Here is a 14,300-nt window from a genome sequence, read left to right on the forward strand (position 1 = left end):
GTTACAGGCGGCTACGGCACCAGATAAAAACTGACGCAGCATCAGTTTCCTGTTTCAGCGAGCGCTGGCGTTGCATGTGTGATGGGCGCCGGGCGCTGGCCGGAGCTGAGACGAAGGACCTCGTTTCAGCAAGTCACGGGCTTTTGATTAAAGCGCCGCGACTAGGGTGCATTATAGCGGCCGATTCGGGAATGACTATCTTTGCCAAGTTAAAAACGGTTCTGAATGTGTGAGGGTTTTGTTACCGACAACTTTTACCGCTAGTTAAGTGTAAAGACCGCGTTATAGAACAGGCGTTCTGTTTTTGGCGCCATTAACTGGAACAACTAAGTTGCGAGCAGAATCGCTAAAGCTGCCTCAAGGATGAAGAGGAGGGCGGGTGGCTGGATTGCGATTATCGGTCGGCGGTTCGATAATCGCCCAATGTTGGCGCCGCGATGCTTGTGCATCGCGCGGCGAGCCGTTTGACTAGGCATCGATGCGTGCCGGACAAGGACAAGAAATGAACGATCAAATGCGCAACTCCTTCACGTCGGTGGCGCCGCCCATCGTCGCTTCGCCGGCCAAGCGCATTCAGGCGCTGACCGGTGATCCGGATTTCATGACCTCGCTGGCCCGTGGTCTGGCGGTGGTGCAGGCGTTTCAGGAGCGTAAACGCCACCTGACCATCGCGCAGATCAGTCATCGCACGGAAATTCCCCGCGCCGCCGTACGCCGTTGCCTGCACACGCTGATCAAACTCGGCTACGCCACCACTGACGGGCGCACCTATTCGCTGCTGCCGAAAGTGCTGACCCTCGGCCACGCCTATCTGTCCTCAACCCCGCTGGCCGTTTCCGCACAGCCGTATCTCGACCGTATGAGCGAGCAACTGCACGAAGCCTGCAACATGGCGACGCTGGAGGGCGATGACATTCTCTATATCGCTCGCTCGGCAACCACGCAGCGGCTGATTTCGGTGGACCTGTCGGTGGGCGGTCGTTTGCCGGCGTACTGCACGTCGATGGGGCGGATTCTGCTAGCGGCACTGGATGACACCTCCCTGGGCGAATACCTGGACCACGCCGAACTGGTGGCCAAGACCAGCCGCACCATTCATACCCCGGACGCGTTGCTCGAATGTTTGCAGCAGGTGCGTCAGCAGGGCTGGTGCATTGTCGATCAGGAACTGGAACAGGGCCTGCGCTCGATCGCTGTGCCGGTGTACGACGCCTCCGGGCAAGTGGTCGCCGCGCTGAATGTCAGCACCCACGCCGGGCGAGTCAGCCGCGCCGAGCTGGAGCAGCGCTTCTTGCCCGGCCTGCTCAGCGCTAGTCGCGACCTCAGTGCGCAGTTGTTCGCCTGAGGAAGCTGTTCGATAAACGCACAGTGTTGCGTTTATCGAATTGACGCTAAAACCCTCGGATCATTAATGTCGCGGCAGCGTCATCCGGCGCTGATGTGAATGAGCTCGCCGGACTGTCGACCCCATAATAATGACAAGAGGCAACTCACCATGCGCTCGCTCCCCGACTGTCTGTATCCCACCCGTTGTTGCCGGGTTCACCGCAACGCCTGATAACAACCTTCTATTCTTGTGACCGTGCCTTCCTTTGGCCGGCCGCCGTTCGACTGCGTTTTTTGCGTGGAATAAAAATAATGAACCAGCCTCAGTCCGCTGTGGGTAACTGCCTCGATGTGCAGACCTTTATCAACGCCCAACCGATCTCGCGCTATCAGTGGCGAGTGGTGATCCTGTGTTTCCTGATCGTATTTCTCGACGGCCTCGACACCGCCGCCATGGGCTTCATCGCCCCGGCGCTGTCGCAAGACTGGGGCATTGATCGCGCCAGCCTCGGCCCGGTGATGAGTGCCGCGCTGATCGGCATGGTCTTCGGCGCGCTCGGCTCCGGCCCGTTGGCTGACCGCTTCGGGCGAAAAGTCGTACTCGTCGGTGCGGTGATTCTGTTCGGCGGCTTCAGCCTGGCTTCGGCCTACAGCACCAACGTCGAACAACTGCTGGTGTTGCGCTTCCTCACCGGCCTCGGTCTCGGCGCGGGCATGCCCAACGCCACGACGCTGCTCTCGGAATACACCCCGGAGCGCAAGAAGTCGCTGCTGGTGACCAGCATGTTCTGCGGCTTCAACCTCGGCATGGCCGGCGGCGGTTTCATCTCGGCAAAACTGATCCCGGCGTTCGGCTGGCACGCGCTGTTGATGATCGGCGGGATCCTGCCGCTGATCCTCGCCGTGGTATTGGTGTTCTGGCTGCCGGAGTCGGCGCGCTACCTGGTGGTACGCAACCGCGGCACCGACAAAGTTCGCAAGACCTTGGCACCGATCGATCCAATTACCGTCGCCCAGGCTGCGAGCTTCAGCGTGCCGGAACAGAAAACCGTCAAGGCGCGCAATGTCTTCGCGGTGATCTTCTCCGGCACTTACAGCACCGGCACGCTGCTGTTGTGGCTGACCTATTTCATGGGCCTGGTGATCGTCTACCTGCTGACCAGTTGGCTGCCGACGCTGATGCGCGACAGCGGCGCGAGCATGGAACAGGCCGCGTTCATCGGTGCGTTGTTCCAGTTTGGCGGCGTGTTGAGCGCGGTCGGGGTGGGCTGGGCGATGGACCGCTTCAATCCGCACAAGGTCATCGGCATTTTCTACCTGCTGGCCGGGGTGTTTGCCTACGCGGTAGGGCAAAGCCTGGGCAACATCACCTTGCTGGCGACGCTGGTGCTGGTGGCAGGCATGTGCGTCAACGGCGCGCAATCGGCGATGCCGTCATTGGCAGCACGCTTCTACCCGACGCAAGGCCGCGCGACCGGGGTGTCGTGGATGCTCGGCATCGGCCGCTTCGGCGCGATTCTTGGCGCGTGGATGGGCGCAACCTTGCTCGGCCTGGGCTGGAATTTCGAGCAAGTGCTGACCGCGCTGGTGATCCCGGCGGGGTTGGCGACGGCGGCGGTGTTGATCAAGGGCATGGTCAGTCATGCGGATGCGACCTGAATCGGGCGCAGATCGTTATTGAACAGGCTGGCCCCTTCGCGAGCAGGCTCGCTCCCACATTCTGGAATGCATTCCAAGGTGGGAGCGAGCCTGCTCGCGAAGCTTTTGATCTGATTGTTAGCTGAACAACAATCCGTTCGATAAACGAACACTCAGTCGATTATCGGATTGTTTGGCGATTTTCCCGAGCTTAATCTTCAGTGACTCCGGCGCTGAACCTCGCGCCTTTTTATCACTGGCGATTCCTTACAAGAACAGGAGCCCGCTCCATGGCTGAGATCCTTTCGCTGCACGACGCGGTGAAGCAATTCGTCAACGACGGCGATACCGTCGCCCTCGAAGGCTTCACTCACCTGATCCCTACGGCAGCGGGTCATGAAATCATTCGTCAAGGCAAGAAAGATCTGACGCTGGTGCGGATGACGCCTGACCTGATCTACGACCAACTGATCGGCGCCGGTTGCGCGCGCAAACTGATTTTCTCCTGGGGCGGCAACCCGGGCGTGGGCTCGCTGCACCGTCTGCGTGACGCGGTCGAGAAACAATGGCCGCATCCGCTGGAAATCGAAGAGCACAGCCACGCCGACCTCGCCAACGCCTACGTTGCCGGCGCGTCCGGCCTGCCGTTCGCGGTGCTGCGTGCCTACGCCGGCTCCGACCTGCCGAAGGTCAATCCGCTGATCAAAACCGTGACCTGTCCGTTCACCGGCGAAGTGCTGGCGGCAGTGCCATCGGTGCGCCCGGACGTCACCGTGATCCACGCGCAAAAGGCCGACCGCAAAGGCAACGTGCTGCTCTGGGGCATTCTCGGTGTGCAGAAAGAAGCCGCGCTGGCGGCCAAGCGCTGCATCGTCACGGTGGAAGAGATCGTCGATGACCTCAACGCACCGATGAACGCTTGCGTACTGCCGACCTGGGCCTTGAGCGCGGTCTGCCACGTGCCGGGTGGCGCGCATCCGTCCTACGCCCACGGTTACACCGAGCGTGACAATCGTTTCTATCAGGCGTGGGACCCGATCGCTCGCGACCGTGAGACGTTTACCGCGTGGATCAACGAATACATCCATGGCTGCGCTGACTTCAGCGAATTCCAGGCCAAATTGGCCGCTGCTTCGGAGGCCAAGTAATGACTTACACCACCAATGAAATGATGACCGTCGCGGCGGCCCGGCGCCTGAAGAACGGCTCGGTATGCTTCGTCGGCATCGGCCTGCCATCGAAAGCCGCCAACCTCGCGCGCCTGACTTCATCGCCGGACGTGGTGCTGATTTACGAATCCGGCCCGATTGGCGCCAAGCCGAGCGTACTGCCGCTGTCCATCGGTGACGGTGAGCTGGCCGAGACCGCCGACACCGTGGTGCCGACCGGTGAGATTTTTCGCTATTGGTTGCAGGGCGGGCGCATCGACGTTGGCTTCCTCGGCGCCGCGCAGGTCGACCGTTTCGGCAACATCAACACCACCGTGGTCGGCGACTACCACGCGCCGAAAGTGCGCCTGCCGGGTGCCGGTGGCGCGCCGGAGATTGCCGGTTCGGCGAAAAGCGTGCTGATCATCCTTAAACAGTCGGCGCGTTCGTTTGTCGACAAGCTCGATTTCATCACCTCGGTCGGTCACGGCGAAGGTGGCGATTCGCGTAAACGGCTGGGCCTGCCGGGCGCTGGGCCGGTGGGCATCATCACCGACCTGTGCATCATGGAACCGGAGGAGGGTACCCACGAATTCGTGGTCACCGCGCTGCATCCGGGCGTGACCCGCGAGCAAGTGGTCGCCGCCACCGGTTGGGCGATTCGTTTTGCCGACTCTGTTGAAACCACCGCTGAGCCGACCGAAGTCGAGCTGACGGCGCTGCGTGATCTTGAAGCGCGCACCGCTGCCGCCCACGGTCAGGCACCGGGAGAAGCATGATGCGTGACGTGTATATCTGCGACGCGATTCGCACCCCCATTGGCCGCTTCGGTGGCGCATTGTCCGCCGTGCGCGCCGACGACCTGGCCGCCGTGCCGATCAAGGCCCTGATGGAGCGCAATCCATCGGTGGACTGGAATGCCGTCGATGAGGTGTTCCTCGGCTGCGCCAACCAGGCCGGCGAAGACAACCGCAACGTTGCGCGCATGGCGCTGCTGCTGGCGGGTCTGCCGGACAGCGTGCCCGGCGTTACGCTCAATCGCCTCTGCGCTTCGGGCATGGACGCGATCGGTACGGCATTCCGCGCCATCGCCAGTGGCGAGATGGAGTTGGCAATTGCCGGTGGCGTTGAGTCGATGTCCCGCGCGCCATTCGTGATGGGCAAGGCCGACGCGGCGTTCTCGCGCAACATGAAACTGGAAGACACCACCATCGGCTGGCGTTTCATCAACCCGCTGATGAAGGCGCAGTACGGCGTAGATGCCATGCCGCAGACCGCTGACAACGTCGCCGACGACTACAAGGTTTCGCGCGCAGATCAGGACGCCTTTGCCTTGCGCAGTCAGCAACGTACCGCCGCCGCGCAGGCCGCCGGTTACTTCGCCGAAGAAATTGTTGAAGTACGGATTGCCCACAAGAAGGGCGAAACCGTGGTCAGCCAGGACGAACATCCGCGCGCCGATACCACGATTGAAGCGTTGACCAAGTTGAAACCGGTCAACGGCGCGGACAAAACCGTCACCGCCGGCAATGCCTCCGGGGTCAATGATGGTGCTGCTGCGCTGATTCTGGCGTCAGCCGAAGCGGTGAAAAAACACGGCCTGACTGCTCGCGCAAAAGTGCTCGGCATGGCCAGCGCCGGCGTCGCACCACGGGTGATGGGCATCGGCCCGGTGCCGGCGGTGCGCAAACTGACCGAGCGCCTCGGCGTGGCGGTCAGCGATTTCGACGTGATCGAACTCAACGAAGCGTTTGCCAGCCAAGGCTTGGCGGTGCTGCGCGAGTTGGGTCTGGCCGACGATGCGCCGCAGGTCAACCCGAATGGCGGCGCGATTGCCCTCGGTCACCCGTTGGGCATGAGCGGTGCGCGGCTGGTGCTGACCGCCCTTCATCATCTGGAAAAGACTGGCGGCAAGAAAGGTCTGGCGACCATGTGCGTTGGTGTTGGCCAGGGTCTGGCCCTGGCCATCGAACGTGTCTGACGCGCTGCGGCACTTACAAGAACTGAGGAAAGCGAAATGACTGACAAGCCTGGTTACCGTCGCCCACAGGCAGGCACTCAGCCTGACTACCTGCACCCGACGTATCAATCCACCAACCTGCGCTCGCCGTCCAAGCCGTTGGTGCACCTGCCCCATTCACTCTCGGAAATCACCGGGCCGACCATCGGCGCCGAACACGTTGCCGAGAAGGACAATGACCTCACCGCTCAGCACGACGGCGAGCCATTGGGCGAGCGCATCATCATACACGGCCGTGTGCTCGACGAAGACGGCCTGCCGGTGCCGGGGATTCTGGTGGAGATCTGGCAGGCCAATGCCGCCGGCCGCTACAACCACGCCCGCGACCTGCACGACGCGCCGCTGGACCCGAACTTCACCGGCACCGGCCGCACCGTCACCGATGCCGATGGCTGGTACCAGTTCCAGACCATCAAGCCCGGCGCCTATCCGTGGGGCAACCACCACAACGCCTGGCGCCCGGCGCACATCCACTTTTCCCTGTTTGGGCCGAGCATTCTTACGCGTCTGGTCACGCAGATGTACTTCCCCGGCGACCCGCTGCTGGCGTATGACCCGATCTACAACTGCGTGCCGGACACTTCGGCCAAGGAACGCCTGATCGCCAGTTTCGATCTGGAAAAAACCATTCCGTCCTACGCCCTCGGTTACCGCTGGGACATCGTGCTGCGCGGCCGTGAAGCCACGCCGATGGAGAAATAAGATGACGCTCTATGCGACCACGTCCCACACCGTCGGGCCGTATTACCACATCGGCCTGACCTGGCTGAACCGCGAAACCCTGGCCAACGAGCTGACCCTCGGCGAGCGCGTGGCAATCACCGGCCAAGTGGTGGATGGCAATGGCGATGTCGTCAACGACGCCATGCTCGAAGTCTGGCAGGCCAACGCCGCCGGCAAGTACGACCACCCGGAAGATCAGCAGGACAAACCGCTCGACCCGAATTTCGAAGGCTTTGGCCGGGTACCGGTGGACGCTGAAGGGCGCTTCCGTTTCACCACGATCAAACCGGGCACCGTGCCGGGGTTGAAAGGCTCGACCCAAGCGCCGCATCTGGTGGTGCTGGTGTTTGCCCGTGGTCTGGTCAAGCATTTGCTGACGCGGATTTATTTCGAGGGCGAACCGGCAAACGTTGCTGACCCGTTGCTCGAGTGCGTGCCGGCGGAGCGTCGCCAGACGTTGCTGGCCAAGGCGGATGCGTCGGGTGTGTACCAGTGGAATGTAGTTCTGCAGGGCACCGATGCCGAGACGGTGTTCTTCGATTATTGAGAGAACACCCCAAATCCCCTGCAGGACAGAGTCCCTGTGGTGAGGGGATTTATCCCCGCTGGGCTGCGAAGCAGCCCCAAAAACCAGTCGGCGCGGTATTCAGATGAACCGCGTGTATCTGATTTGCGAGTGCTTCGCACTCGAGCGGGGATAAATCTCCTCGCCACAAAGGCTGATCCAGACGTGGGTGATGATCCGATGCGGAACGGGACTGTTGCAAAGTATGTCTAGACTGTGACTGTCCCTATCGAGTGAAAAACAATGACAACCACCACCTCCCACTACACCGGCGAAGAGCGCAGCAAGCGCATCTTTGCCATCGTCGGCGCTTCGTCCGGCAACCTCGTCGAATGGTTCGACTTCTACGTCTACGCCTTCTGCGCGATCTATTTTGCCCCGGCGTTCTTCCCTTCCGATAACCCCACCGTGCAACTGGTCAACACCGCTGGCGTATTTGCCGCCGGGTTCCTGATGCGGCCGATTGGTGGCTGGATTTTCGGCCGGGTCGCTGACAAGCACGGGCGCAAGAACTCGATGCTCATCTCGATTCTGATGATGTGCTTCGGCTCGCTGCTGATTGCCTGCCTGCCGACCTACAAGGACATCGGCGTCTGGGCACCGGTGCTGTTGCTGTTCGCGCGTTTGCTGCAAGGTCTGTCGGTCGGCGGCGAGTACGGCACCACCGCGACTTACATGAGCGAAGTCGCGCTCAAGGGTCAGCGCGGATTCTTCGCTTCGTTCCAGTACGTGACGCTGATTGGCGGACAACTGCTGGCGGTGTCGCTGGTGGTGGTGCTGCAACAGTTCCTCACTGAAGAAGACCTGCGTGCCTACGGCTGGCGGATTCCATTCGTGGTCGGTGCAGTGGCGGCGCTGATTTCGCTGTTCCTGCGTCGTTCGCTGAAGGAAACCACCAATAAGGAAACGCGTGCGCATAAAGACGCCGGCAGCATCACTGCACTGTTCCGCGATCACAAAGCGGCGTTCATCACCGTGCTCGGCTACACCGCTGGCGGCTCGCTGATTTTCTACACCTTCACCACCTACATGCAGAAATACCTGGTGAACACCGCCGGGATGCATGCCAAGACCGCCAGCTACATCATGACCGGCGCGCTGTTCCTGTATATGTGCATGCAGCCGTTGTTCGGCATGCTTGCCGACAAGATCGGCCGACGGAACTCGATGCTCTGGTTCGGCGCCCTCGGCACGCTGTTCACCGTGCCGATTCTGCTCAGCCTGAAAAGTATCAGCAGCCCGTTCCTCGCCTTCGTGCTGATCACCCTGGCGTTGGCGATTGTGAGCTTCTACACCTCGATCAGCGGTCTGGTAAAAGCCGAGATGTTCCCGCCGGAAGTCCGCGCGCTTGGTGTCGGCCTGGCTTACGCGGTGGCGAATGCAATCTTCGGCGGTTCGGCGGAATTCGTTGCCTTGAGCCTCAAGGCTGGCGGCATGGAAAACGCCTTCTACTGGTACGTCACGGCGATGATGGCGGTGGCTTTCCTGTTCAGCCTGCGTTTGCCCAAGCAGGTGAAGTATCTGCACCACGATCTGTAAACCCATGTGCGCGGGCTGCGAGGCCCGCGCCGGCAAGGACTGTTTATGACTCAGCGACCGGGCAATCAATTGTTCGATGCCTACTTCACCGCCCGCGATATGCGCGAAGTGTTCTGCGATCAGGGCCGGGTGCAGGCGATGCTCGATTTCGAAGCGGCGCTGGCTCGGGCCGAGGCGCGGGTCGGGCTGATTCCTTTATCCGCTGTGGCGCCGATTGCCGCAGCGTGCGACGCCGGTCTGTATGACTTCGCAGCGCTGGGCGAGGCGATTGCCACGGCCGGCAATTCAGCGATTCCGCTGGTCAAGGCCTTGGGCAAGCAGATCGCCTCGAGCGATGCCGAAGCCGAGCGCTATGTGCATCTGGGCGCGACAAGTCAGGACGTGATGGATTCCGGGCTGGTCCTGCAATTACGCCAGGCGCTGGCGCTGATCGAAAACCAACTGGCACAACTGGCCGACTCGCTCGCCACTCAGGCACAACGTTTCGCCACCACGCCACTGGCCGGTCGCACCTGGCTGCAACACGCGACGCCAGTGACCCTCGGGATGAAAATCGCCGGATGGCTGGGTGCCGTCACGCGCAGCCGTCAGCGTCTGCAACAACTCAAGCCACGTCTGCTGGTGCTGCAATTCGGTGGCGCCTCCGGCACGCTCGCGGCGCTGGGGGAACAGGCGTTGCCGATTTCCGAAGCCTTGGCCGAGGAACTGCAACTGACCCTGCCCGAGCAACCGTGGCACACCCAGCGTGACCGCATCGTCGAGTTCGGCGCGGTGCTTGGCCTGATCGCCGGCAGCCTCGGCAAATTCGGCCGCGACATCAGCCTGTTGATGCAGACCGAAGCGGCGGAAGTGTTCGAGCCCGCCGCACCGGGCAAGGGCGGTTCTTCGACCATGCCGCACAAACGCAACCCGGTCGGCGCGGCGGTGCTGATCGGCGCGGCCACGCGGGTGCCGGGGCTGGTGTCGACGCTGTTCAGCGCGATGCCGCAGGAACACGAACGCAGTCTCGGTTTGTGGCACGCCGAATGGGAAACCTTGCCGGAGATCTGCTGCCTGGTGTCCGGTTCGCTGCAACAGGCGCGTTTGCTGGCCGACGGTCTGGAAGTCGACGCGGCGCGCATGGCCCGCAACCTCGAACTGACCCAAGGCCTGGTGCTGGCCGAAGCGGTGAGCATCGTCCTCGCCCAACGCGTCGGCCGCGACACCGCGCATCATCTGCTCGAACAGTGCTGCAAACGCGCGGTGGCCGAGCAGCGCCATCTGCGTGCGGTGCTCGCTGACGAGCCGCAAGTCACCGCCGAACTCAGTGGCGCTGAACTCGATGATCTTCTGAACCCCGCGCATTACCTTGGCCAGGCGCAAGCCTGGGTCGAGCGCGCGGTGGCTGAACACAACGCTTTGACTGTCTGAAGGAGAGGGCTGTGGCTTTCGTTCAACTCGCCGATGGCGAACTGCACTATCAAATAGAAGGCCCGGCCGCTGCGCCGGTGCTGGTGCTGTCCAACTCGCTGGGCACCGACCTGCACATGTGGGACGCGCAGATGCCGGCGTTCACCGAGCATTTCCGCGTGCTGCGTTTCGACACGCGCGGCCATGGGCAATCGCTGGTCACCGAAGGGCCGTACAGCATCGAGCAGTTGGGCCATGACGTACTCGGTCTGCTCGATGCGCTGCATATCGAGCGCGCGCATTTCTGCGGACTGTCGATGGGCGGGCTGATCGGTCAGTGGCTGGGGATCAACGCAGGCCATCGTCTGCACAAACTGATCGTGTGCAACACGGCGGCGAAAATCGGCGATCCGTCGGTATGGAATCCACGCATCGAAACCGTGTTGCGTGACGGCCCGGCGGCGATGGTCGCACTGCGTGATGCCTCGATTGCGCGCTGGTTCACCCCAGACTTTTCCGCAGCGCATCCCGAGGCGGCGAAGAAGATTACCGACATGCTCGCCGCGACCAATCCACAAGGTTATGCGGCCAACTGCGCGGCCGTGCGAGATGCCGATTTTCGTGAACAACTGGCTTCGATCAACGTGCCGTTGCTGGTGATTGCCGGCAGCGAAGATGCGGTGACGCCGCCGTCCGGCGGGCACTTCATTCGCGACCATGTGCGCGACGCCGAGTACGCCGAGTTCCATGCGGCGCATTTGTCCAACGTGCAGGCCGGCGCCGATTTCAGCGACCGTGTGCTGGCGTTTTTGCAGGCTCAGTGAGGAAGATTTTGTGGACGAGAAACAACGTTACGACGAAGGCATGCAAGTCCGCCGCGCGGTGCTGGGCGATGCCCACGTTGATCGCAGCCTGACCACGCTGACCGAGTTCAACTCGGAATTCCAGGAGATGATCACCCGCCACGCATGGGGCGACATCTGGACCCGCCCGGGCCTGCCCCGCCATACCCGCAGCCTGATCACCATCGCCATGCTGATCGGCATGAACCGCGAGGGCGAACTGAAACTGCACCTGCGTGCGGCGGCCAATAATGGTGTGAGCCGTGGCGAGATCAAGGAAGTGATCATGCAGAGCGCAATCTACTGCGGCATACCGGCGGCGAACGCGACGTTTCATTTGGCCGAATCGGTGTGGGATGAACTCGGGGTTGAATCCCGCGAGTGAGGTTGTTGCACTGACGCCTTCGCGAGCAGGCTCGCTCCCACATTGGAATGCATTTCCCTGTGGGAGCGAGCCTGCTCGCGAAAGCGGTAGCGGCCGTAACGAATCACACCCTGGCGACAATAAATATTCGCTTGAATGCAAACAACGTATGCCCATCCCCCTCTTGCGGATAATGCTCATGCACCCGCATCAGGTAGTGATAGATAAACCGCGCCTGTTCCGCTGAACTCAACGCCTGCATCACCGGCCGCAGCGCCGAGACCTTCACCCAGTCATACACCGGCGACTTGCCGTCAACCACCTGCAACTGCTCGGTCTCCCAGATATCCAGCGACGTAGTCATGGGCGCGAGCAACCGATAGTAATCCTCCAGTGCCAATAACGGCCGCGCCGCCATGCGCTGGCGCAGTTCAGGCGTGCCCAGTGGTGTGCCACCGGGGCCGCCGTTTTCGAGGGTGTCGAGCATCAGCCGATACCACAGCGCATCGCGCCAGTCCGGCATGTGCGCCGCCAGACAGCCGCCGGGATTCAGATAACCGAGCAGGCGCGGCAGCAGTTTTTCATGGCCTTCGATAAAGTGCAGCACGGCGGCCGCGAACAGCAGATCCGCCGGCTGCTCAGGTTGCCAATCAAGCAGGTCGCAATGTTTCCACAGCGCCCGGATCGGCAGGCAGCGTGCCTCATCGAGCATCTGCGCGGAGCTGTCGACGCCCTGCAACTGCGCGCGCGGCCAGCGTTTGGCCAACAACTGCGTGGCAATGCCGGTGCCGCAGCCCAGATCGTAAATGCGTTGGGGGTTTTGCAGTTCGATACGGTCGAGCAATTCGTTGACCGGACGTTGTCTGAGACGGGAAAACTGCTGGTACGCCTTGGCGTCCCAATCGGGTGCAGTGGTGCGGCGCGTGATCATGAGGTGATCCTCCGGTGATCAAATGGTGTCTTCCGATGACAACCTGGTGCACAGCTGGAGACCGACTACGAAACGGAAGCGTGAAGGGGTGGAGCACCTGAGTTTTTCAGGTTTGCTCACTGTAACTGCCGCCCGCAAAAGCGCTACATGGCCTGACCAATGACATGCATCTGTGATGGGAATCAAATGTGGGAGCGAGCCTGCTCGCGAAGGCCATTTCATATTCGACACAGATGTCGACTGAAGCAGCGCTTTCGCGAGCAGGCTCGCTCCCACAGTGGAGCATGTTTGGTTAAAGCAGGCTGATCGGGTAGCTGACGATCAATCGGTTCTCGTCGAACTCGTTGTTGCTGAAGTCGCGGCGCATGGTCGAGTTGCGCCATCTGACGTTCAAATCCTTCAAAGTCCCGCTCTGCACCGTGTAACCGAGTTCCGATTCGCGACCCCATTCCTTGCCGTCGGTGATCGTCCCGGTGTGCACGTTGTCGCCGCTGATGTAGCGGTTCATCAGGGTCAGGCCGGGGATGCCCATGGCGGCGAAGTTGTAGTCGTGACGCAACTGCCAGGAGCGTTCCTGAGCGTTGTCATAACTGGCGTTGTAGCTGTCGTTGGCCAGAGTCCCGCCACTGGTGCCGTTGACGCGCATCCAGGCGCTGTCGCCGGTGAGTTTTTGCAGGCCGAGGTAGAACGTGTTGCCGCCGTACTTGGCCGAAAACATCCCGTACCAGGTCTTGTTGTCCAGATCGCCGGCACGCGCGCTGCCATCTTCCTTGCCGTAGAAAAAGCCGAGGTTGGCGCCCAGCGTCCAGTCGCCGAGCGGCTGACTGTGCAGCACATTGAGGTACTGCTGGCTGTAGATGTCCTTGAGTTGCGCATTCCATAAGCCGATCTGTGTGCGCTTGTCGTTGAACAGGTATTCGCCGCCCTGGAAGTTGAAACGGTCAGAGGTGAACGCGGCTTTGCCGGTCATCGACATGTCGCTCATGCTGCTGTCGTCGCGCGGGCTGTTGGCGCGGAACTGGCCGCCATAGAGGGTCAGGCCGGCGACTTCCTTGGAGGTGATCTGGCCGCCACGGAAGGTTTGCGGCAGCGAGCGACCGTCGTCCGAACGCAGAATCGGCAATACCGGCATCCACTCGCCGACCTTGACCTCGGTCTGCGAAAGTCTTGCCTTGAAGGCGACGTTGGTGCGACCGAAGTTGTCCGCCGGGCGGCCGTCATGGTCCAGCGGCAACAACTGCGTGCCGCCCGTGCCTTTACCGCCATCGAGCTTGATCGAATACAGCCCGAGTACGTCCATGCCGAAACCGACGGTGCCTTGGGTAAAGCCGGATTTGGCGTCGAGGATGAAACTCTGCGTCCATTCTTCAGCCTTGCCCTGGGTTTTGGTCGGGTTGGTGAAGTTGCGGTTGATATAGAAGTTGCGCAGGTTGAGGTTGACCTTGGCGCCTTCGATGAAGCCGGCTTCTTCGGCGCTTGCCGGCAGGGCCAGACCGGCGATGGCCAGGGCGATCACAGCGGGCAATGCGTAGGGCACAGGGAAAACTGTCATGGACTTGGGTCTCTCTTGTTTTTTTAGGGCGAACGGCTGCGCTGTCGCGGCGGGTGCGGCGCAGGCAACGTGATGCAGGTCTGAGATGCAGCGGTGGCGGTCAGCCGGGCGGGGCAGGGCGCTGGAGCATGGTGTCGAACCTTGTTGTTATTGGTTTTCTGGTTCGAATGGTGAAGGGACTGTGTGTTCAGGTTCAATTGCTGAAAGCGGGTTTTGGGCGGTTATCGAACGCAAGATTCATGCGGATTTGTGGTGAGTGTGAG

13 protein-coding genes are annotated in these 14,300 nt (G+C 61.5%); 11 read left to right on the plus strand and 2 right to left on the minus strand.

Annotated elements, in window-relative coordinates:
* Window positions 1-502: 502 nt before the first annotated feature.
* The 11 genes from pcaR (at window position 503) to pcaC (ending at window position 11,575) form a co-directional block, all read left to right on the plus strand.
* The gene (gene pcaR / locus AB9L16_RS05710; protein WP_016771343.1) at window positions 503-1,345 is read left to right on the plus strand and encodes a pca regulon transcriptional regulator PcaR; all 843 of its coding nucleotides are present in this window, start codon (window positions 503-505) and stop codon (window positions 1,343-1,345) included.
* A 293-nt stretch (window positions 1,346-1,638) separates the two neighbouring features.
* Complete coding sequence (locus AB9L16_RS05715; RefSeq protein WP_041478919.1) at window positions 1,639-2,985, plus strand: MFS transporter; 1,347 nt, start codon at window positions 1,639-1,641, stop codon at window positions 2,983-2,985.
* Between the two features lie 269 nt (window positions 2,986-3,254).
* On the plus strand, window positions 3,255-4,112 hold the full coding sequence (locus tag AB9L16_RS05720) for a CoA transferase subunit A (RefSeq protein ID WP_073475850.1): 858 nt from the start codon (window positions 3,255-3,257) through the stop codon (window positions 4,110-4,112).
* Complete coding sequence (locus AB9L16_RS05725; RefSeq protein ID WP_016771341.1) at window positions 4,112-4,891, plus strand: CoA-transferase subunit beta; 780 nt, start codon at window positions 4,112-4,114, stop codon at window positions 4,889-4,891. The genes AB9L16_RS05720 and AB9L16_RS05725 overlap by 1 nt, the downstream gene beginning before the upstream one ends.
* A complete protein-coding gene (pcaF, locus tag AB9L16_RS05730; RefSeq protein ID WP_177434204.1) occupies window positions 4,888-6,093 on the plus strand; it encodes a 3-oxoadipyl-CoA thiolase in 1,206 nt (401 codons plus the stop codon). Before AB9L16_RS05725 ends, pcaF begins: the two co-directional genes overlap by 4 nt.
* Window positions 6,094-6,129: 36 nt before the next feature.
* Window positions 6,130-6,834, plus strand: coding sequence for a protocatechuate 3,4-dioxygenase subunit beta (gene pcaH / locus AB9L16_RS05735; protein ID WP_041478916.1), 705 nt, complete (start codon window positions 6,130-6,132; stop codon window positions 6,832-6,834).
* 1 nt (window position 6,835) lies between these two features.
* A complete protein-coding gene (gene pcaG, locus AB9L16_RS05740) occupies window positions 6,836-7,402 on the plus strand; it encodes a protocatechuate 3,4-dioxygenase subunit alpha (protein ID WP_076566302.1) in 567 nt (188 codons plus the stop codon).
* Between the two features lie 261 nt (window positions 7,403-7,663).
* A complete protein-coding gene (locus AB9L16_RS05745; RefSeq protein ID WP_375123218.1) occupies window positions 7,664-8,959 on the plus strand; it encodes an MFS family transporter in 1,296 nt (431 codons plus the stop codon).
* Window positions 8,960-9,004: 45 nt separating this feature from the next.
* The gene (locus tag AB9L16_RS05750) at window positions 9,005-10,369 is read left to right on the plus strand and encodes a 3-carboxy-cis,cis-muconate cycloisomerase (protein ID WP_375123219.1); all 1,365 of its coding nucleotides are present in this window, start codon (window positions 9,005-9,007) and stop codon (window positions 10,367-10,369) included.
* Between the two features lie 11 nt (window positions 10,370-10,380).
* On the plus strand, window positions 10,381-11,172 hold the full coding sequence (gene pcaD / locus AB9L16_RS05755) for a 3-oxoadipate enol-lactonase (protein ID WP_310214661.1): 792 nt from the start codon (window positions 10,381-10,383) through the stop codon (window positions 11,170-11,172).
* 10 nt (window positions 11,173-11,182) lie between these two features.
* Window positions 11,183-11,575: a 4-carboxymuconolactone decarboxylase gene (pcaC, locus tag AB9L16_RS05760; protein WP_007917093.1), complete on the plus strand. Its 393-nt coding sequence runs from the start codon at window positions 11,183-11,185 to the stop codon at window positions 11,573-11,575.
* 103 nt (window positions 11,576-11,678) lie between these two features.
* Here pcaC and AB9L16_RS05765 read toward each other — a convergent pair whose 3' ends face one another.
* Both AB9L16_RS05765 and AB9L16_RS05770 read right to left on the minus strand, forming a co-directional pair.
* Window positions 11,679-12,485, minus strand: a complete 807-nt coding sequence (locus AB9L16_RS05765) for a methyltransferase domain-containing protein (RefSeq protein ID WP_150636444.1) — start codon at window positions 12,483-12,485, stop codon at window positions 11,679-11,681.
* A 292-nt stretch (window positions 12,486-12,777) separates the two neighbouring features.
* The gene (locus tag AB9L16_RS05770; protein ID WP_375123220.1) at window positions 12,778-14,037 is read right to left on the minus strand and encodes an OprD family porin; all 1,260 of its coding nucleotides are present in this window, start codon (window positions 14,035-14,037) and stop codon (window positions 12,778-12,780) included.
* Between the last annotated feature and the right edge of the window lie 263 nt (window positions 14,038-14,300).

This window comes from Pseudomonas sp. LW8 (genome assembly GCF_041956865.1).
GTDB classification, from domain to species: domain Bacteria; phylum Pseudomonadota; class Gammaproteobacteria; order Pseudomonadales; family Pseudomonadaceae; genus Aquipseudomonas; species Aquipseudomonas siliginis.

What these genes read in the sequence shown, in the direction of transcription:
- pcaR (WP_016771343.1), top strand. Translation starts at nt 503, where the DNA reads ATGAACGATCAAATGCGCAACTCCTTCACGTCGGTGGCGCCGCCCATC.
- AB9L16_RS05715 (WP_041478919.1), top strand. Translation starts at nt 1,639, where the DNA reads ATGAACCAGCCTCAGTCCGCTGTGGGTAACTGCCTCGATGTGCAGACC.
- AB9L16_RS05720 (WP_073475850.1), top strand. Translation starts at nt 3,255, where the DNA reads ATGGCTGAGATCCTTTCGCTGCACGACGCGGTGAAGCAATTCGTCAAC.
- AB9L16_RS05725 (WP_016771341.1), top strand. Translation starts at nt 4,112, where the DNA reads ATGACTTACACCACCAATGAAATGATGACCGTCGCGGCGGCCCGGCGC.
- pcaF (WP_177434204.1), top strand. Translation starts at nt 4,888, where the DNA reads ATGATGCGTGACGTGTATATCTGCGACGCGATTCGCACCCCCATTGGC.
- pcaH (WP_041478916.1), top strand. Translation starts at nt 6,130, where the DNA reads ATGACTGACAAGCCTGGTTACCGTCGCCCACAGGCAGGCACTCAGCCT.
- pcaG (WP_076566302.1), top strand. Translation starts at nt 6,836, where the DNA reads ATGACGCTCTATGCGACCACGTCCCACACCGTCGGGCCGTATTACCAC.
- AB9L16_RS05745 (WP_375123218.1), top strand. Translation starts at nt 7,664, where the DNA reads ATGACAACCACCACCTCCCACTACACCGGCGAAGAGCGCAGCAAGCGC.
- AB9L16_RS05750 (WP_375123219.1), top strand. Translation starts at nt 9,005, where the DNA reads ATGACTCAGCGACCGGGCAATCAATTGTTCGATGCCTACTTCACCGCC.
- AB9L16_RS05765 (WP_150636444.1), bottom strand. Translation starts at nt 12,485, where the DNA reads ATGATCACGCGCCGCACCACTGCACCCGATTGGGACGCCAAGGCGTAC.
- AB9L16_RS05770 (WP_375123220.1), bottom strand. Translation starts at nt 14,037, where the DNA reads ATGACAGTTTTCCCTGTGCCCTACGCATTGCCCGCTGTGATCGCCCTG.